15 protein-coding genes are annotated in these 18,705 nt (G+C 48.3%); 11 read left to right on the plus strand and 4 right to left on the minus strand.

Annotation, left to right across the window (positions count from 1 at the left end):
* Positions 1–108 precede the first annotated feature (108 nt).
* Entirely contained in the window at positions 109–1,323 is a 1,215-nt protein-coding gene (locus tag KNP82_RS14675; protein ID WP_214828633.1) for a dicarboxylate/amino acid:cation symporter, read from the minus strand.
* 211 nt (positions 1,324–1,534) lie between these two features.
* On the opposite strand from KNP82_RS14675, the gene zapA reads away from it, so the two are divergent.
* From zapA to KNP82_RS15630, 7 genes are all read left to right on the plus strand, one after another.
* Entirely contained in the window at positions 1,535–1,756 is a 222-nt protein-coding gene (gene zapA / locus KNP82_RS15585; RefSeq protein WP_021066785.1) for a cell division protein ZapA, read from the plus strand.
* 8 nt (positions 1,757–1,764) lie between these two features.
* Positions 1,765–2,301 (plus strand): CvpA family protein, encoded by a 537-nt coding sequence (locus tag KNP82_RS14685; RefSeq protein WP_021066786.1) that lies wholly within the window; start codon positions 1,765–1,767, stop codon positions 2,299–2,301.
* 69 nt (positions 2,302–2,370) lie between these two features.
* Positions 2,371–4,080 (plus strand): DNA polymerase/3'-5' exonuclease PolX, encoded by a 1,710-nt coding sequence (polX, locus tag KNP82_RS14690; protein ID WP_214828636.1) that lies wholly within the window; start codon positions 2,371–2,373, stop codon positions 4,078–4,080.
* A complete protein-coding gene (locus tag KNP82_RS14695; RefSeq protein ID WP_214828639.1) occupies positions 4,081–6,435 on the plus strand; it encodes an endonuclease MutS2 in 2,355 nt (784 codons plus the stop codon).
* Between the two features lie 7 nt (positions 6,436–6,442).
* On the plus strand, positions 6,443–6,859 hold the full coding sequence (locus KNP82_RS14700; RefSeq protein ID WP_144429829.1) for a DUF350 domain-containing protein: 417 nt from the start codon (positions 6,443–6,445) through the stop codon (positions 6,857–6,859).
* 273 nt (positions 6,860–7,132) lie between these two features.
* Positions 7,133–7,591: a hypothetical protein gene (locus tag KNP82_RS14705; protein WP_214719983.1), complete on the plus strand. Its 459-nt coding sequence runs from the start codon at positions 7,133–7,135 to the stop codon at positions 7,589–7,591.
* A gap of 155 nt (positions 7,592–7,746) precedes the next feature.
* Complete coding sequence (locus KNP82_RS15630) at positions 7,747–8,700, plus strand: sensor domain-containing diguanylate cyclase (protein ID WP_214828642.1); 954 nt, start codon at positions 7,747–7,749, stop codon at positions 8,698–8,700.
* A 93-nt stretch (positions 8,701–8,793) separates the two neighbouring features.
* On the opposite strand, the gene KNP82_RS14715 is transcribed toward KNP82_RS15630, so the two are convergent.
* Together KNP82_RS14715 and KNP82_RS14720 are read right to left on the minus strand one after the other, a co-directional pair.
* Complete coding sequence (locus KNP82_RS14715; protein ID WP_214828645.1) at positions 8,794–12,018, minus strand: FtsX-like permease family protein; 3,225 nt, start codon at positions 12,016–12,018, stop codon at positions 8,794–8,796.
* On the minus strand, positions 12,011–12,703 hold the full coding sequence (locus KNP82_RS14720; RefSeq protein ID WP_214828647.1) for an ABC transporter ATP-binding protein: 693 nt from the start codon (positions 12,701–12,703) through the stop codon (positions 12,011–12,013). The genes KNP82_RS14715 and KNP82_RS14720 overlap by 8 nt, the downstream gene beginning before the upstream one ends.
* A 205-nt stretch (positions 12,704–12,908) precedes the next feature.
* Between KNP82_RS14720 and KNP82_RS14725 the strand changes: the two genes are divergently transcribed.
* Both KNP82_RS14725 and KNP82_RS14730 read left to right on the plus strand, forming a co-directional pair.
* Positions 12,909–13,112 (plus strand): hypothetical protein, encoded by a 204-nt coding sequence (locus KNP82_RS14725; protein WP_214828649.1) that lies wholly within the window; start codon positions 12,909–12,911, stop codon positions 13,110–13,112.
* A 9-nt stretch (positions 13,113–13,121) separates the two neighbouring features.
* On the plus strand, positions 13,122–13,448 hold the full coding sequence (locus KNP82_RS14730) for a nucleoside triphosphate pyrophosphohydrolase (RefSeq protein ID WP_214828651.1): 327 nt from the start codon (positions 13,122–13,124) through the stop codon (positions 13,446–13,448).
* Between the two features lie 44 nt (positions 13,449–13,492).
* Here KNP82_RS14730 and KNP82_RS14735 read toward each other — a convergent pair whose 3' ends face one another.
* Positions 13,493–14,380: a phosphoadenosine phosphosulfate reductase domain-containing protein gene (locus tag KNP82_RS14735; protein WP_241764600.1), complete on the minus strand. Its 888-nt coding sequence runs from the start codon at positions 14,378–14,380 to the stop codon at positions 13,493–13,495.
* Between the two features lie 255 nt (positions 14,381–14,635).
* Between KNP82_RS14735 and KNP82_RS14740 the strand changes: the two genes are divergently transcribed.
* Positions 14,636–17,023, plus strand: a complete 2,388-nt coding sequence (locus KNP82_RS14740) for a hypothetical protein (protein WP_214828653.1) — start codon at positions 14,636–14,638, stop codon at positions 17,021–17,023.
* A 32-nt stretch (positions 17,024–17,055) separates the two neighbouring features.
* Positions 17,056–18,681 carry a hypothetical protein gene (locus tag KNP82_RS14745; RefSeq protein WP_214828655.1) on the plus strand — a complete coding sequence of 542 codons (1,626 nt, stop codon included), beginning with the start codon at positions 17,056–17,058 and terminating at the stop codon, positions 18,679–18,681.
* Positions 18,682–18,705 lie beyond the last annotated feature (24 nt).

The following is an 18,705-nucleotide window of genomic DNA, read 5'->3' on the forward strand; positions in this document are numbered from 1 at the left end:
CATACATCTTAATTGAACCGCCGTATACCGAACGGTACGTACGGTGGTGTGAGAGGTCGGGAGTTAATCACTCCCTCCTACTCGATTTCTATCAAATTATAGATGAGATTACGCGATTTCTTCGCGTTCTTTTGCGTCATCCAAAATGTTTGTGTTGCGTTTGAAGTAATGAACGATTTTGGCGATGGCGCCGTCTCCCGTGACGTTTGTCGCCGTACCGAAGCTATCTTGTGCCAAATAGAGGGCGATGACAAGACTGAGCATCGTTTCGCTGAATCCGAGCATCGAACCGAACAAACCGAGTGAAGCCATAACAGCGCCACCTGGTACGCCTGGTGCCGCGATCATCGTCACGCCTAGGGCGAGGATGAACGGGAGTACGATGGCGAATGACATCGGCATGCCGTTCAAGTACATGAGGGCGACACCGACCGATGTAAGTGTGATCGTCGATCCTGACAAGTGGATCGTCGCACAGAGCGGGACGACAAAGTTGGCTACCCCTTCATCTGTGTTGATGGCTTTCGACTGACGCAACGTGACCGGGATTGTCGCCGCTGACGATTGTGTCCCGATGGCTGTGAAGTAAGCCGGCATCATTGTTTTTAAGAGACGGAGCGGGTTCTCTTTGTTGAGAGCACCTGCGACTGAGTATTGTATCAAGAGCATCGTCAAGTGAAGGACGATGATTGTGACGAAGACGAGCGAGAACACCGAGAGAATCTCAGCGACTTGTCCGGCGTACGTCATGTTCATGAAAATTCCGGCGATGTGAATCGGTAATAGTGGAATGATGACTTTGCTGATGAGTAGTTCAATGATATCGCGGAAATCCATGGCCAAATCGAGTGAGCGCTTGCTTTCGATGGCGGCAATCCCGATGCCGATGACGAAGGCGAGAATGAGCGCCGTCATGACGCCGAAGACCGGTGGAATCTCGAACTCCATGAAGCCTTTTAACAGCGCCTCTTCCGGGTTTTCAGCAGAGGTCGTGCTGCGTGACAAGATTTGCGGGAACAAGTTGCTCGTCGTGAAGTAAGCGAGCGTCCCGGCAACGATTGTCGAGATGTAAGCGATGGCCGCTGTTAAACCGACCAATTTCCCAGCGCCTTTTCCAAGTTCCCCGATTCCTGGAATGATGAAGGCAAGAATGATGAGCGGGATGGCAAAGCCTAAGAACTGCCCGAAGACGGCGTTAAACGTGACAAACGTCCGGACAATCCAGTTCTGGCTTTCTGGTACGATGCTACCGAGTAGAATCCCGAATGCGATAGCGATGATAATGCGACCTAGAAGGCCAATACGTAATTTCAAAAAAATCATCCTCTCTTAATGTTTGAATTGTTGCTATTTTCGCACATTTAGTGGCGTGATGCCACCCTATCTTTCATTTTTCAACGAAGATTGACGTTTGACAACTTTGAAATAGGGTATCACAAAATGTTGGAGTGGAAAAGGGAGGGACCTTCTTCTTTTCCTAATATACAAACGATGTTATGATTAATTTTGAATAGACGTAAAGGAGGGGTGACGCGTGCAGGTACAACGAACAACGATTCATATCGCGGGTCAGGACTATACGATCGTCAGCGAAGAGCCGGCCGATCATGTGAGGGAAGTGGGCTTTCTGGTCGATAGCAAGATCCGTGAGATTCGTGAACAGTCCCCTCATCTAGACGCTCGTCAGGCAGCGGTGCTCGCCGCTATCCAAATCGCGAGTGATCACGTCAAAACTAAACGAAATACGGGAGAATAAATCACTTTATGGTTACTCTACTTATACTGTTTTTCTTGTTTATCGGGATCATCAACGGATTCCGACGCGGGGCGATTTTGCAGCTCGGCCATTGGGTCGCGCTCATCATCAGTTTCCTCGTCGCGAATGCCTACTACCGTGATCTCGCCGAAGCGTTCAAGCTATGGATTCCATACCCGTCGCAACTCGATGGGTCGCTTCCGGAAGGTGTCATCGATTTAAACGCACTTACAGGACTCGAGATGACGTTTTATAACGTCTTCTGGTTCGTCGTCTTGTTCGTCATCACGAAGCTCGTCTTGCATCTCATCCTATCTATGCTTGACTTCTTGACGGACTTGCCGATCTTGCGTCAATTAAAAGGAATTATCGGAGCAGTCCTCGGGTTCTTCGAGGCGTACGTGATCACGTTCTTTATTTTGTGGGTCATCGCGTTCGTACCGATGGCAAGCGTCCAGAGCGCCGTCGACAACTCGTCGCTTGCGACGTACATCATTCAAGATACGCCATATCTCTCTGAATGGTTCTCGAATAAGATGTTGTAACACGACAGGCCGGAATGCAAGCTAGTGCTTGTGTCTCGGCCTTTTCTGTATGGAAAAGGGGGAAGCACGATGAATAAAGTCGAAGCGATGATGCTGCTAGAGAAAATCGCGCAATATATGGAGATTAAAGGGGAGAACCCGTTCAAAATCAATGCCTTCCGCAAAGCCGCGACAGCGCTCGAGAACACGGAGCTCGAACTCGAGGACATCGAGGATTTGACGACAATCGCGGGAATCGGCAAAGGGACGGCCGCCGTCCTCGAAGAATGGCGGGACACGGGACGCAGTGAAGTGCTCGAGTCACTCCAAGAAGAGATTCCGTACGGTCTCATGAAACTGCTCAAAATCCAAGGACTCGGCGGCAAGAAGCTCGCCAAGCTCCGTGAGGTAGGCGTCGTCGACCTCGAGACGCTCATCACCGTATTAGAGGACGGAACGGCCGCGAGCCTGCCTGGCTTCGGCGCCAAGAGCGTCGAGAAGTTGCTCACGGCGGCACGGAACCTCGAGTCACGTCCGGAGCGTCTCGCGTACGCCATGATGCGTCCGGTCGTCGAAGAAATTGAAGCGGTGCTTGAAGCCGAGCCGCTCGTCTTGCGCCATTCGGTCGGGGGCAGTTTCCGCCGCGCCGAGGAGACGTGTAAAGACCTTGACTTCATCATCGCGACCGAAGAGCCTATCGCCCTCCGTGACAAGCTGCTCGCCCTCCCGTTCATCAACGAGGTGATTGCGGCAGGCGAGACGAAAGTGTCGCTCGTCCTCGAGCGCGAGGAGATGGTGTCGGTCGACTTCCGCATGGTCGAACCGGGCGCCTTCGCCGCGACGCTCCATCACTTCACCGGCTCGAAAGACCATAACGTGCGCATGCGCCAGCTCGCGAAAGCGAAGGGTGAGTCGATTTCTGAGTACGGCGTCGAGACGGCAGACGGCCTCTGGCAACCGGAGACGGAAGCCGAGTTGTTCGAACGTTACGGGCTACCGTTCATCCCGCCGGAGCTCCGGTCTGGAAACGCAGAGTTCGAGCACGACCTTTCGAAGCTCGTCACGCTCGACGACATCAAGGCCGACGCCCATATGCACACGGTCTGGTCGGATGGGAAGCTGACGGTCGACGAACTCGTCGCAGCGATGAAAGCGCGCGGCTATGAGTGGATTGCCATCACCGACCACGGCAAATACATGTCGTTCGTCAACGGCTTGACCGAGGAACGGCTCGAGGCGCAAGGGGAAGAGATTCTCGCCGCCGCCAAAAAGCACGATATGCACGTCCTGCGCGGTGTCGAGATGGACATCCGCCCGGACGGGACGCTCGACTATGAGCCTGAGTTCTTGGCTACGCTCGACTACGTCGTCGCCTCGATTCACTCGAAGATGGACCAATCCGTCGACGAGATTATGGCCCGGCTCGAGAACGCCTGCCGCTCGCCGTACGTCAACGTCATCGCCCATCCGACCGGTCGTCTCATCGGCCGCCGTGACGGCTATCCGATTGACGAGGAGCGCTTGATTGCCCTCGCCAAAGAGACGGGGACGGCGCTCGAGTTGAACGCGAACCCGAACCGGCTCGACTTGACAGCCTCAACGCTGAAGAAAGCGAAGGCGGCCGGCGTCAAACTGATGATCAACACCGACACGCACCACCCTGATATGATGGAAGATATGGCACTCGGCGTCCTGCACGCCCGGAAAGCCTATCTTGAACCGTCAGACATCATCAACTGCCTCTCGTTCGAGGACGCCAAGGCGTTCATCGACGCGAAGCGACAGAAAGGAACATGCTAGATGGATCACGCGTTACGCGTTTTAGAATATGAAAAACTCCGGCAGCAACTCGCCGCCCACGCCGCGAGCTCGCTCGGTAAAGAACGGGCGCTCAACATGCAGCCCGACTATACGTACGACCGGGTGCTGTCGAACTTGAACGTCACCCGTGAGGCGACCGAGGTCGTAAGGCTCCGCGACCGGTTGCCGCTCGGCGGACTGACCGACGTCCGCAGTGAAGTGAAGCGGGCCGCCATCGGCTCGGTCCTCTCGACGAGCGAACTGCTCGCCGTCGCCGCCGTCATGTACAGCGGCCGCCAAGTGAAGAACTTCTTCGAGAAGCTGCACGAGGACAATGAAGACCTCCGCATCCCTCGTCTCGACGAGTATGCCGAGCGTTTGACGAAGCTGATCGAGGTCGAACAGACGATCCGTCACGCCATCGACGACCAAGGCACGGTCCAAGACTCGGCGAGCGACCGACTCCGTGGCCTCCGGACCCAGCTCCGCAGCTTTGAAGGCAGCGTCCGCTCACGAATCGACAACATCCTCCGCAACAACGCGAAGATGCTGTCGGACGCCATCGTCACAATTCGGAACGACCGCTATGTCGTCCCGGTCAAGATGGAGTACCGCCAAGCGTTCGGCGGGATCGTCCACGACCAATCGGCATCGGGTCAGACGCTCTTCATCGAGCCGCAGGCGATCGTATCGATCAACAACGAGATTCAAGAAGTCCGCTTGAAAGAGCGCGCCGAGATCGATCGCATCTTGAGCGAACTGTCAGACCTCGTCGGCAGTGTCGCCGATTCGGTCGTGACGAACCTCGACGTGCTCGCCACGCTCGACTTCGTGTTCGCGAAAGTCGCCTACGGCCACGAGCTTAAGGCAACGGAACCGAAACTGAACGACGAGCGCGAAATCAAGTTGAAACAGGCGCGCCATCCGTTCATCCCGCAAGACGAGGTCGTGCCGATCACGGTCGAACTCGGTGAGGCGTTCACATCGCTCGTCATCACGGGACCGAACACCGGCGGGAAGACGGTCACGCTCAAGACGCTCGGACTGCTCCAATTGATGGTGCAGTCAGGTCTCTATGTACCGGCCGAATTCGGGACGGAACTGTCCGTCTTTGACGCCATCTACGCCGATATCGGTGATGAGCAGTCGATCGAGCAGAGCTTGTCGACGTTCAGCTCGCACATGACGAATATCGTCAGCATGCTCGACAAGATTGACTTCATGTCGCTCGTCCTATTCGATGAGCTCGGTGCCGGGACCGACCCGCAAGAAGGGGCGGCCCTTGCCATCGCCATCCTTGACGAAGTGAAACGTCGTGGCGCCCGCGTGGCGGCGACGACGCACTACTCGGAACTGAAGGCGTACGCCTATAACCGGGAAGGCGTCATGAACGCCTCGATGGAGTTCGATATCGAATCGCTCAGCCCGACGTATCGCCTATTGATTGGCGTACCGGGTCGTTCGAACGCGTTCGAGATTAGTCGACGTCTTGGCTTATCTGAACAGGTCATCGACAAAGCGCGAAGCCATGTCGGCACCGACGCCGAGTCGGTCGAATCGATGATCAATCAGCTCGAGGCGGCCAAGCATCGCGCCGAACAGCTCGAGAAAGAACTCATCGTCAAACGCCACGACCTCGAAGAAGAGCAAGCAGCGTTCGAGGCGAAGCTGACCGATTTCGAGCGTGAGCGCGACACGATGTACGGTGAGGCCGAGGCGCGTGCCGAAAAGGCCGTCGAACAGGCGAAGCGCCAAGCGAACGAAGTCATCGACCGCTTGAAGAAGCTTCGTGAGGAAGGCATCGTCAAAGAGCACGAGATTATCGCCGCGAAGAAACAGCTTGAATCGGCGAAACCGACGCTCCAAGATAAAAAGATTCAAAAAGTGAAACAAAAAGCGCAACAGAAACGTACGTTCAGTAAAGGCGAAGAAGTGAAAGTGACGACGTTCAACCAAAAGGGCTATATCGTGAAGCAATTGAACGATAACGAGTACAACGTCCAAGTCGGGATTATGAAAGTGAACGTCAAAGCGGACGACCTTCAAAAAATCGGACCTTCGAAAGAGCAGTCGCTCCAGTCGAAAGGCAGCTCGCTCAAGCGTCAGAGCTCGACGAAGTCGGAGCTCGACTTGCGCGGCGTTCGGGTCGAAGAAGGACTTTCCCGCCTCGACAAATATATCGACGAGGCACTCGTGTCTGGGTACGACAACGTCCGCATCATCCACGGTCTTGGGACCGGGGCGATGCGCCAAGCGACGCAGGAATACCTGAAAGGACATCGTCACGTGAAGAGTCAGCGCCCCGGTGGGATGGGTGAAGGCGGACTCGGTGTCACGGTCGTCGAACTGAAGTGAGGGGAACATGGTAATGGGGAATGTGAACGTCAACGTATTGCTTGAGTCGCTCGGCCTGTATACGATCGCCGGACTCATGATTGTCGTCGGTCTCGCCATCTTTGAGGTGACGACGCCGTACAGCAATTGGCGCGAGATTCAAAAAGGCAATATCGCCGTCGCACTCGCGACCGGCGGGAAAATCGTCGGGCTCGCCAACATCTTCCGCGTCGTCGAGAGCCATCACGACCAGACGATGGACGTGTTGGTCGGCGGGAGCTTCGGTTTCGTGCTCTTGTTGGTGACGTATTGGCTATTCGAATTTTTGACGCCGTCGCTCAAAGTGAACGAGGAGATCGGGAAAGGGAACATCGCCGTCGGCCTGATGGCGTTCCTGCTCTCGATTGGGGTCTCGCTCGTCGTCGGCGCGGCGTTGGTGAGGTGAAGACATGGTATATGAGAGACTAGCGAAGATTCTCTTCATCGGGGCCGGCCTGTTTTTAGTGGCAGCGGCACTGTGGTTTATTTTTTATTGACTCGAAGAACGGAGCGTCCGAGATGGGCGCTCCTTTTTTGATTGATTTCTAAAAAACGCATATCCTTGATATTTGAATTTTGGACAATTGTTAAATCTGATTTGAATTATAATCATCTCAATCGTTAGAAAATGAAGGCGGTACTTACTTATCACAAGAATCAATTGGGGGAGGCACGAATGGTGATTGATTTAGATTTTTTGATGACAACGGAAGACTATGTGCTCGAGACGGAGTCGTTCCAGATGAAGGGCGTCACCTATTATCCACTCGAGTGGACGTTTTGCGGGGCAAGTGACCCGACAATGTTGCTGACTTGGGACGAGGAGCGCGACCGTATCCTGATCCGCTTCGAGCAATATGCGGTGTTTCTCGGGACAATCGAAGACCATAGTATACATGAAGAAGGGCTACGTAATGCTTACCCAATCGTGAAACTGAAGACGTCTCGCTTCACACGATTCGCCGCAGAGAACATGGGTACGGAGCGGATCAACACGTATAGAGGCGAACTATCCCATTATGTCATTCGAACGTTCGAACAAGAGTTTCACGTCTTGGCGTACGAAGATCCGACCGTGCTCGACTTGGGGAAAGTCGGGGATACGGGCGTCATCATCGAGGTCGTGGACGAGGCATAAACGAAGGAGAAGAAGCGAGTGTACAAATCGAGCGTTCATCCCTGCACCTTTCTCTACTTTCAATTCTCATATGGTAAAATGTATGAAGACGAAGAGAAAAGCATAACCTTTCAATGCATAGGCTGTACATAGAATGGGATGGGGTGGAAGATTGTATGAACACACAATTTGAAGAATTGAAGATGTATGAGAGCTTTGACGAGCTTGCGAACGATGTCCTTGATCTCGCAAATGAAATTTTGCCCGAGCAAATGTTTTATTTGACTGCGTTCACAGACTCGCAACAGGTCATTTTGAAACTGTCCAATCAAAAATCATCGATTCAGATTACGGAAAACATGGTCGTCGATTTGAGCAATTCTGTTTGTAATCGCATTGATTTCGAGAACAATCAACCGTTGCGATATGAAGATATCAAGCGAGACTGTGATGTGGAGGAAGTGGAACGGCTGCTCGACGACGTAAACATCCGCTCATATTTAGGTATCCCAATCTCACTGACGAACGGTGAAAAGTTTGGCACGTTGTGTGCCGTCAATGATGAGGCGAGTGTGTTGGATCCGAGGAGTATCGCGTTGCTTCAACGAATCGTCAAGCTGTTCTCGTATTATTTGGAACTAGAACGTTTTGTGTGGCGAGATATGTTGACGGAGCTGTACAATCGACGCTACTTGACGAAGTACTTTGAAGACGACTCGAACACGCACGGTGCGCTCTTTTTCCTCGACTTGGACGGATTCAAAAGCGTGAACGATCGGTACGGTCACGACATCGGGGACACCGTCCTGCAAGAAGTGGCGGCAAGGCTTCAAACGATTGTGAACGAACAAGGTGATGCGTTCGCGGTCCGGTTAGGCGGAGATGAGTTCGTGCTCCACTTTTCACAGGCCACGGGTCGAGACGAATGGGGCCACATCGCGACTCAGATTATCGATGAGTTAAGCAGGTGGGATGAGGGTTACCAAGTCTCGACGAGCATTGGCATCGTCACCTACATACGAGATAAGCGTACGACGTTGGTCACGCTTTTGAAACAAGCGGACGAGGCGCTATATCAAGCAAAATCAGCTGGGAAGCGAACGTTCAAGTTTGTTCACGACCCGTATTGAATGGAAAACTAGACGAAAGAAAAGGAAGATTGTCTCGATATAAATCGGTTCAATCTTCCTTTTTTCTGTTTGACTCAGGTAAATGCATTCTAGTTATGGCACTTCAATTTTAACGGTATACACTTTCGGCATGGCGCCGCTTGAAGCATACAAGACGAGCGTTTTCTCTTTCTCTGGAACGAGGAAGACCAAATCGATTTCGGATTTCTCGCCTGGTGTGTAAATGAATCCACCCCGAAATGCTTTCTTGTTGTGGTTGACCATGTCGACCGGACTGTACTCTGTGCCGTCTGGCGTGTACATGCGGAACCCGTTCGGTCGATAGTCCATAGTGCCACCATATTGATCATCCTCATTAAAGAGAGAAATCGGTAGGCTGACGAATCGTTTTCCAGCTTCCGATTCGGTCCCATCCGGTGAAGCAAAGACGGGCTGTCCGACTTGGAATTCACGTTTCTTCATTTGTGGATCCCCAATAAACGTTTGGAACGTGCCGAGGCTCATGATTTTTTGAAGGTCATCTTCTTTTGGTGTCGTTGCTTTGGCTTCTTTCGGTTTAGTATCTTTCAAGTCAGCTTGTTTCGCACCGGTCGTCTGTGCGGTCGGAGCTGGTGTCGTCTTCGCTTCTTCCGTCACCGGTTTGACTTCTGGTGACGTGAAGACGAACAAGCTGATGATACCGACGACGAGAGCGGTCGCGGTCGTCCCGAGCACGAGACGGAACCGTTTTTCGACTTTCTTCTGGTTGACGACGTGCCCACCGATGGCTTCAGCCGGTGTGATCCGGACGGCCCGCTCTGCTGGGAGGAGTGCCCCGAGGACACCGGTCACGACCGGGATGAGGATGGTCGCGAACAGGAACGGCAACTCGGACGTCGGGAACTGCTGATACATGATGGTGACGATGATGATGGTCACTGTCACGCCGAGCAGTCCGGCGAAGAAACCGGTCAACGCGCCTTCCGTCAAGACGAGGCGACGGATGGACGTGTTCTGCCAACCAAGCGCTTTCAAGACGGCGAGCTGCGGCTTCCGTTCCGAGACGTTTTGCCACATGATTTCGGTCGTCGTCAGCATGGCGATGAGCAAAGCGACACCCATGGCGACGTAATGCATCGTCCCGACTTCAAGGGCGACGAACTCGCCGATCCATGTCGTATACAAGACGCCTTGAAGGCGGAATGTGACGAACAGGAAGAAACCGAACAGACTCGTCGGTAAGGCGATGGCGAGAATCGATAATAACGTCCGTGGCCAATACGTCACGAGCTGATTCAAACTCATGCCGACGCTCGAGCGGGAGCGGAGCAGACGACGTCCTTTCGACACTTCGCCAGACTGCATCGTCTCATACGGTTTGATGCGTCGAACGAGTCGAATAGGGATGAGCGTCCCGAGCCAATAAATCAACAGACCGGCGAGTCCAATCAACAGGATGCGGGCAATCGACGTCGAGCCGGCTGCCGTCCATAGGAACGTCCCAAGAATCATCCACGAGATGAGCGCGACCATCGAACCGAGAATCGTCGCCTCTAGGAACAAGAGTTTCGACAGTTGGCTCGGTCTCCAACCGAGCGATAACAGAATGGCGAACTCTTTCTTCCGCGCGTACAGCATGATGATGTTTGAGCTGAACACGTATAGCATCGCGACGAGGATGACGCTTGCGACGACGCCGGAAAAGCCGAGTTTTGCTTCTTGGAAGATGGTGATCGACGAACCGAGTTTAATCCACGGCTGTTGAATCCAGCCGAGGGCGCTTTCGCCTTTGAGTCCTGGTAAATACGTCACGGCATACTGTGGAGACGAGCCGAGCGTGACGTCGGTGATGAGACCGGTCTGATCTTCAATCTCTTTGGCGACCGCTTGCAGTTTCGCTTCACTCTCTTCGTTTAAGACATCGACGCCTTTCACGTTGACGCGAATCGCCGAGATGGCTTTGTCGCCGGCGATGGCGAACGCGGCATCGAGTGTCGTCAACATCGAAGGTGGTTTCGTGAGGAAGCTATACGGGTTGTTCGTCGGCTTGACCGTCGTCGGTGGGTTGACCGGTTCGTCCTTCGAGTTCATGACCCAATCGGCACTGGCCGGGAAATATGTCTCCATCGGAAGTTCCGTCAGCGGGTCTTTCGACAATTTCAGTTTCGACGGATCGAACAAGCCGATGTAGTTATATTTCACCTTCGGCACATCGTTGAGGTCTTCCGCGTATTTATTTGACTTGCGATACATACTTTCTTGGCCATAACTCACTCGACCCTCAGCGAGGAACGGTTTGATTTGATACGAGTACGGCCAACGTTTCGGGAATGGGCTCGTCACGCCTTCATATACGAGAGGTGACGCCTTCTCGGCAAGCCAAGTATAGTCAACTGTGACACGAGGGTCTTGCGGTTGTGGTGTCCCATCTAAAATGTGTTTCGTGATATTGTCGTGCATTTGTTGGGCTGTAAAGTCGTATGAGGCGACTTCTGTCCCTTTCAAGCTATCCAGATATTCATCTTTTCCTTGATCGAGATAGGTTTTGATGAACGCCTCTTGATCAGTTGTATCGACATCCACTTCTTCAATCGTGTAGTTGATTGAGGCATCGACGTAGTCTTTTGAACTCATCAAAATCGGAATGGTCGTGATGTCCTCATCGTAAGGCTCTGGGACATCCTCATCATTGAAATAACGACTGAACTCTGTTGCTTGTACGGCATCGTCTAAGCCGACAAGTTTCGCTTCGGCGACCGGGTCGATCCCGGCCAACATGACATCGCTCCCGTAAGAGAGGGGAAACTCTTCGTATAGGGCGGTCGGACCGATTCCGATGTGGGTCGAATCACCGTTCGGCATCCAGCCGACCCAAAAATAAGCTTTCAAATCTTGGAAGTCATTGATTTTTTCAATGCCCGTATCGATGAGTGTGTTCATCTTGAGTCGATAAAGACCCGCTTTATCAAACGTATGCGTTTGGGTGAATGAACTAGAATAAGTCGACCCAATCATCGCGATCGGGGCCGCGACATCGACGTCGGCAATCTGTTGAACCGTCTCGTACTGTTCGCGCGTGATGCCGCCTTCGAGCCCGCTCATATAGTTCGGCTCGAGCAGGTTCAAGTCCTCGGTCACGCTGCGGCTGCCTTCTGGCCGGACGACGATATGGTATGACGAATCCCACCGTTTCTGGAGCTCGTTGACGACCGTGCCGTTGTTCGCCTGGGTCACTCCGAGTAGATAGCTGAGCCCGGTACTGACGATGAGCATCCCGACCATGAGTAGGATGAAGCGTTCCTTATTCCGCCACCATGAGTTCCAGATGAACTTAAGCATGATGGACGTCGCTCATGGCGACGACCTGCCCGTCGCGCATCTCGATTTTTCGGTTCGCCCGGTCCGCGAGCTCCGGGTCGTGCGTGACGAACAAGACACCGCAGCCGTTGTCCCGGTTCAGACGCGTCAACAGGTCGAAGATGATATCGCCCGTATGCGTGTCGAGGTTTCCAGTTGGCTCATCCGCGAGCAACCACTTTGGACGGTGGATGAGGGCGCGGGCGACGGCGACGCGCTGTTGCTGACCGCCGGACAGCTGGGACGGCAGCGAGTTCGCCTTGTCTCTCAAGCCGACTTCTTTCAACAGTTCGAGCGCCCGTTGTTCGCCGTCGTAGTCGACTTTCCGCCCGAATAGCGGGGCCATGACGTTCTCGAGCGCGGTCAACGTCGGGATCAGGTGGAACTGTTGGAAGATGAAACCGATGTTGTCGAAGCGGAAGTCGGCGAGCTGTTTTGCGGACAAGGTCGAGATCGGTTCGCCGTTGAACAAGAGGGTGCCATCGGTCGGACGGTCGAGTGTGCCGATCAAGCTAAGCAACGTCGATTTCCCTGAACCGGATGGACCGATAATCGAGATGAAGTCGCCATGGGCGAAGTGGAGGTTCACATCGTCGAGCGCGAGCGTCGCGACGTCGCCGTTATCAAAGCGTTTCGTCAAGTGTTTGCATTCAAAATCATAGGCCATAGGAAGCTTCCTCTCTTGGTGAGATAAGATAGTCATTATTAAATATGTAAGAAAACGTAATTTTCTGACTATTTATCATAGTGTAAAGGAAAAAGTTTCCTGCTGATAGCCGGATAAATTTTCGTCTTGGTTTCGAGAGGAGTCTGGGACGGAATGGGGAAAAGAGTTATGAGCGTGTTGAATCGAGTGAAAGGGAGTGGAAACAATGAAACAGTTCGAGATTGAGTTCCATATGATCAACGATGAGGTGTTGACGCAAGTGGTGGAAGCGGAGAGTCGTTATGCGGCGCTCGAATCGATTTTCCAATCGTTCCGTCATGCGACGGACGGATTCGTCCAGTTCGAGGACGAGTGGATTATTTTCCTCGATCATGTCGTATATGTGAAGGCGTTTGAGATTGTGGAGTAGGAGGCAGCTATGGTGAAGCATAACAAGTTGGTTCGAGATCGGGTGCCTGAACTGATTCAAGCGGAAGGAAAACAGGTCATCGTCAAACACTTGAATCAGGCCGAGCATTTCGAACAAGCGCGACTGAAGCTGTATGAAGAGTTGAAGGAATATGAAGAGGCGAATATAGATGAAGAATGTCTTGAAGAGTTGGCCGATATCCTTGAACTTGCGTATGAGCTAGGGAAGATGCACGGTGCGTCGTTTGAAGAGATGAATGCAATCCGTTCTGAGAAGCGGGAGCGGAAAGGCGGGTTTGAGAAGGGGTTGTTTTTGGAGGAAGTTCTAGATGAATAAAAAACGAACAGAGTGCCTTTAACGGTACTCTGTTCGTTTTTACATTATGAGAATGCACAGACACAAGGGACTGTATCATCTTTTTCAGCTAAATAAGCTTCTACGCCGTCTCGCTCCATCATTTCACGGTATTCACGTAAAGTGAACGGTCCACCGTTACGTTTAAGGATAGAAACATCTTTTTGGAATTTTTCACGGAAACGCTCTTCCATTGCTTCCTGTTCTGCATATTGATCCGGCCATACTTTAAAGAGGAGAGCGTAATGACCTAATCCTCCACGCACACATCGACCACCGCAGTTAGCATGTGAGAAACCTAAGTCGTACATTCGTGGTAGCTTGATTCCCCATTCGTTTTGAATAATCGTTTTGGCATCCATATCTTCTTTAAAAATTTCAATCATAGGAAAACGAGTTTCAATTGGTTCTATTGGGTTATGTTCATAGAAATTTTGAAGGTTAATCGCACGATGTTGCTCATGAGGTCCGATACCAAAATGTAAAATTGGTTCAAGATTGTGGATGTCACGCAGCTCTTCAAGGAAAATCATGGTTTGTCTAACTTTCAACTCTTCTGAACATTTGGCCATACGGGAGTTACCTAGGAAACGCATGTCAAAAAACACTTCTTCAGGTGTTCTTCCATCGATGCTAGTAGTAATCTCTAAGCCGATGTAGTCAGCTACCTCTTCCATGAAACGATAGTTGTCCATGTCTTCCCAAAGCGTATCTGTAAAGAAAAGAATTGAATTTTCTTTGCCGTATTTTTGGACAATATGATACGCCACATATGCTGAGGATGCGCCTCCGCTGAACATGGCTACGTGTACCGGTTTACGACCATGATTTAATGCCGTGTAATCTTTATTGTTTAGCTCTCCGAGTGCGAGGCGACTCGTTGTCTTTTGCGTCTTAACACTATTCATATTCATCTATTACACCTCATTTATGTTTCACTTCTACCTATTCTTACAGTAACGGAAAGGAGTATATTTAATAAACTTTAATGCTTACATATTTATTCTATCAAATATAGTAGTATAGCCATGTAAAAAAATGTGACAACCCTACTATATTCCTTCAGAACCCCTTTTATTTACCATACATTAATATTACAATAATAGGAAGAAACGAAATTGTGAATCTTATTTATATTTTTCCACCGAGAAATGAAAGGACGATTAAAAATGAGACCAGAAGAGACTTGGGAACACTTAACTAATCTTTCGAACGAGGATATCTCATTTTCTTATGAAGACGTAAACCGGATGATAGAGTTCAATCCGACAGAACAAGTTTTATACATGCAATCACTATTCCTTCCAATGGCTTTTAAATGGATGAAAGACCTTAGCAACTTCTATAACTACACACCTATTCCAAAGTCATATTACGAAGCACATTCCATTCAATACGGCTGGAAAGTGCTAAAAACAAAATACAATCTCTCGATGAGAAATTATCGTGAAGGTGTCAGATTTTTAGAGATTTGTGACATCGTGACGAAGCGAGATATTACAAAAAATGAAGCTAACGAGGCACTAAATATTTTGATGCAATTGGGTGAGTCGTGGGTTTTGGATTTTGGGAAGACTTCAAAAAAAGAAAGTGAAGAAGCTATTGCCATCACAGAATTAAAACCATCACCTCAAGGCGCGATCAATGAAGAAGTGGTTAAGGTGAGTCAAATTGAGAGTGATTCAGTCGATATTGAGGAGGAAGTGGCTGAACTAGATAGTCTACCACTCGAAGTTGCAGAAAAAGAGAAGGAGAAGATTATTCATATGACCCAAGAATTAATTACAGAACAAGAGCGGGTTATGCCAACACCACTCAAAGAGCAGATAAATCCTTTTGTAGATTTTATGCATCAATATGATTTAACTACAGCTGATTATTCGAAAATTTTTGATGAGCATACTAAGAAAATTGAATACAGTATCGACACGAATATAAATCAAAAAATCATCGATGAATTATCAACGTCCCCACGGTCAATTATTATCACAGGTAATGCAGGAGACGGTAAAACTCGTATTTGCCGAAACGTGTATGATCAACTAGCGAAAAAAGAATTTGAGGGATGGCCAGAGTCTGGCATAGAGGAAATTACATACAAAGATTATACAATTCGAATAATCAAGGATTTGTCTGAATTACGTGACGAAATCATTGTTTCAGAGTTGAAAAAAATGCAAGAAACACTAGAGGAAAATCAAACAAAACTCTACTTTTTAATTGCGGCGAACGAAGGAAAACTGACACACACCTTAGTGAAGTATCCAGAACTTAAGTCTTTGAAAGACGTAATCATCCCACAATTCATGTCACCGAATAGGGAGTTTAAAGAGGCGGAGCATGTGAAGGTTTATAATCTCCTGTATGCTTCATCATCGGTTTATGCGGAGAAAATCATTGAGGGGTGGAACGAAGACGAAAATTGGAGCATCTGTGGTGAATGCTCAAGTCGTCATAAATGCATCATTAATGATAATCATGTTGCGATGAGCAGTAAAACGACTCGCAATCGTATGATGCGTATGTATAAATCACTTGATATGAACGGAAAACATATGACGATGCGTGAGCTGCTCATTCATCTTGCCTATACTCACACCGGAGGAATGACTTGCCGAAATATTCATGAGGCTTCACAAAGTGAAGCTATTGAAGAGTTGGCCAAAAAATCGTATTACGAAAATTTCTTCGGAAATAATTTAAGACCTGAAGTATTTGAGGAGATTACTGGTATTCAAGAGTTCAAATCGCTAGATCCAGGGTACATTTCTGATTCTTTGATTGATGACTTTCTTTTAAATGGTGATTTAAGTAGTCAAGAAAAAACAAAAGACGCACATAAGACGTTATTCAAAGAAGGTATCGATGTGGAGAACGGAGCTTATTATGAAGAGGTAAAAATGTACCGTTCTAATATTAATGGCGATAACGTGAATGGCATAGAACTTATGAATAAATGGTTCCCACGATTACGAAGAAAATACTATTTTGAATTCGAATCGAAAGACAGCAAAAAAGTTGAAAAGTTGATTCCGTATCGCAACCGTCACGAGTTCATTAGCATTTTACATTACGGTAGAATTGAGCACAGTACAAAAATCAAACTAGTTGATGGTTTGAATACGTTCTTTGCGAAACGCATGGTGTATTCTCCTTCACATCAATTGTATGTGGCATCTGATAGTTTATTGGTACATCAAATTATTGGGCTCGATCAAATCAATTTTATTGTTCAACAAAAAAATGAGGATATTGATCAATCAAGTACAACGTTAATATTAAATATCAATGGTGTTGAACTCGAAGTAAACTTAGTTACGTTCGAATACTTGATGCGTTTAAGCAATGGTGGAATGTTAAATGTACTTCGGGAACACGTAGAGATTCTACTTAATAGCTTCCGCAACAGATTAATCCCTTTGAAAAAACAAGATGAGGATATCCTACAAATTTTGAAATTCGATTATAACCAAGGTGCTTTTGTGCTTGAAACAATTGAAATCAAGTCAAGTGACTTAGAAAATCATGAAGAAGACTATGAGGAAGAAGAATTTTAAAATCAGAGATTTAAAGAATAGGAGGATCTTTTATGGGACAAGAAGAAACATTCTTCTCTAGTAAAATTGGTGAAAAAATATGGGGTCATCGCTTCAAAGATGGTCAAAGGGGACCGGAATACACTCTTGAGTTCTTAAACGTATTTGTTGGAACCGAGTTTAGTTTGGAGAAAAAATATTATAATCGACGTAAAATGCTTGAATTTCGACAATTTGTCTATGAAGGTGAAAAAGAAGGTTCTAAAGGACACATTGCGATTTTTGAAGATGACAAAAAAACCGTCATCAAAGAAAAACTTGGAATCAACGATAAACAGTTTGAAGACCTTCAAACTTTTTTTAAAAATTTGACTATTCCTCTAACAACGCCTATGGGAAAACCAGTTGATAGATCTTGGTATGCTCAAATGATGTACCCGCTACACGAATCCTTACTTTTTTCTGAAGTACGTGTTAATCGTGACAAAGGAAAATCAAGTAACTATAGCATTAGCTATGAACGAAATTTCTTTGCTCGCGGAGGTGAATTATATTTCTTAATGATTCATTATGGAACATTAAATCACCCTAATCTTCGTACAAGTATTGAAGATAATTTAAAGAGACTTCTTTCAACTTCGAGTGGCTTAATTACAGTCATAAATCAAATCAATGAAGCGTTTGCCGAATATAGCACTTCCACAACTGAGCTGCCAGCTCCATTGTTTGAAGAGACAAAACTAGAAGAACTGTTCAAAGGCAAAGAAATTACAGAGTATCCGAAGCTTCCTCAAACTGATTTACCATTGTACGAAGATTTCGCTCAAGAACTTAATTCCTTATTAAAATTAAAGATTGATGTGTATGAAATGTTTGATATTTTAACTGCACTAATTACATTCCAACTTCATAGATATATGATCCATCAAGCAGAGCAAATTGTACAAGAGAAAACTCATTACTTTATTGATTGCTTCGAGGGACAAAATAAGTCCGTAAAATTCTTAGCTCAAGACTCATATCGTATTCACGAGGCTGTTGTAAGTGAAGCCTATAAAACATTTGTCGAGAAACAAGTTGCAGAAGTGTTTCCGGAAGAACGAGCTGAAGAAAAAATTCGGAATTGGATACTAAATAGACATGAATCTGATAAACCTAAAGAAGAATGGTACACCTCGTTTTTTGAAGAGTTGAACCTTAAGGGAATTCATAAGCCTAAGAAGAAAAAGCTCATCGAAGCTCTTGAAACATCAAATATTGGAAAAGCAAAAAAAATGCTAAGATTACGTATTGTTGAGTTGTATATGGAGGATTTGTCTAAGTCACAATTACCAATCATGAAGACGTTGGCACGAGACGGACAATTCATTATCTCAGGTAAAGGAGCTAAAGCTCGTTATGTACTGCATGACAATATTTTAAGTGCTTTAGTGTATGCAACTTTAGATGGAGAAGTTACACTTCCATACGATGATTTTTTGCATAGACTTTATGAAAAATATCAAATTATCATCGGCGAAAATGCAGCAAAAGTTTCCGGTCTCTATTCGAAAGAAGGCATCAATCTATCCCATTTTAGAAGTAATGAAAAGAAAATGAGACAGAAATTAAAACAGAATGGATTATTGCAAGAGTATTCAGATGCTACCGCTTTGATCCGCAATCCTTATTTCGCATAATCCGAAACTAGCTAAAGGAGATTA

It is taken from the genome of Exiguobacterium sp. s26 (genome assembly GCF_018618235.1).
GTDB classification, from domain to species: domain Bacteria; phylum Bacillota; class Bacilli; order Exiguobacteriales; family Exiguobacteriaceae; genus Exiguobacterium; species Exiguobacterium chiriqhucha.

Bases quoted from the DNA above. Each gene is read 5' to 3' on its own strand.
- KNP82_RS14685 (WP_021066786.1), top strand. From the start codon at position 1,765: ATGGTTACTCTACTTATACTGTTTTTCTTGTTTATCGGGATCATCAAC.
- KNP82_RS14715 (WP_214828645.1), bottom strand. From the start codon at position 12,018: ATGCTTAAGTTCATCTGGAACTCATGGTGGCGGAATAAGGAACGCTTC.
- polX (WP_214828636.1), top strand. From the start codon at position 2,371: ATGAATAAAGTCGAAGCGATGATGCTGCTAGAGAAAATCGCGCAATAT.
- KNP82_RS14745 (WP_214828655.1), top strand. From the start codon at position 17,056: ATGGGACAAGAAGAAACATTCTTCTCTAGTAAAATTGGTGAAAAAATA.
- KNP82_RS14740 (WP_214828653.1), top strand. From the start codon at position 14,636: ATGAGACCAGAAGAGACTTGGGAACACTTAACTAATCTTTCGAACGAG.
- KNP82_RS14725 (WP_214828649.1), top strand. From the start codon at position 12,909: ATGAAACAGTTCGAGATTGAGTTCCATATGATCAACGATGAGGTGTTG.
- KNP82_RS14700 (WP_144429829.1), top strand. From the start codon at position 6,443: ATGGTAATGGGGAATGTGAACGTCAACGTATTGCTTGAGTCGCTCGGC.
- KNP82_RS14735 (WP_241764600.1), bottom strand. From the start codon at position 14,380: ATGAATATGAATAGTGTTAAGACGCAAAAGACAACGAGTCGCCTCGCA.
- KNP82_RS14695 (WP_214828639.1), top strand. From the start codon at position 4,081: ATGGATCACGCGTTACGCGTTTTAGAATATGAAAAACTCCGGCAGCAA.
- KNP82_RS14730 (WP_214828651.1), top strand. From the start codon at position 13,122: ATGGTGAAGCATAACAAGTTGGTTCGAGATCGGGTGCCTGAACTGATT.
- KNP82_RS14720 (WP_214828647.1), bottom strand. From the start codon at position 12,703: ATGGCCTATGATTTTGAATGCAAACACTTGACGAAACGCTTTGATAAC.
- KNP82_RS14675 (WP_214828633.1), bottom strand. From the start codon at position 1,323: ATGATTTTTTTGAAATTACGTATTGGCCTTCTAGGTCGCATTATCATC.
- KNP82_RS15630 (WP_214828642.1), top strand. From the start codon at position 7,747: ATGAACACACAATTTGAAGAATTGAAGATGTATGAGAGCTTTGACGAG.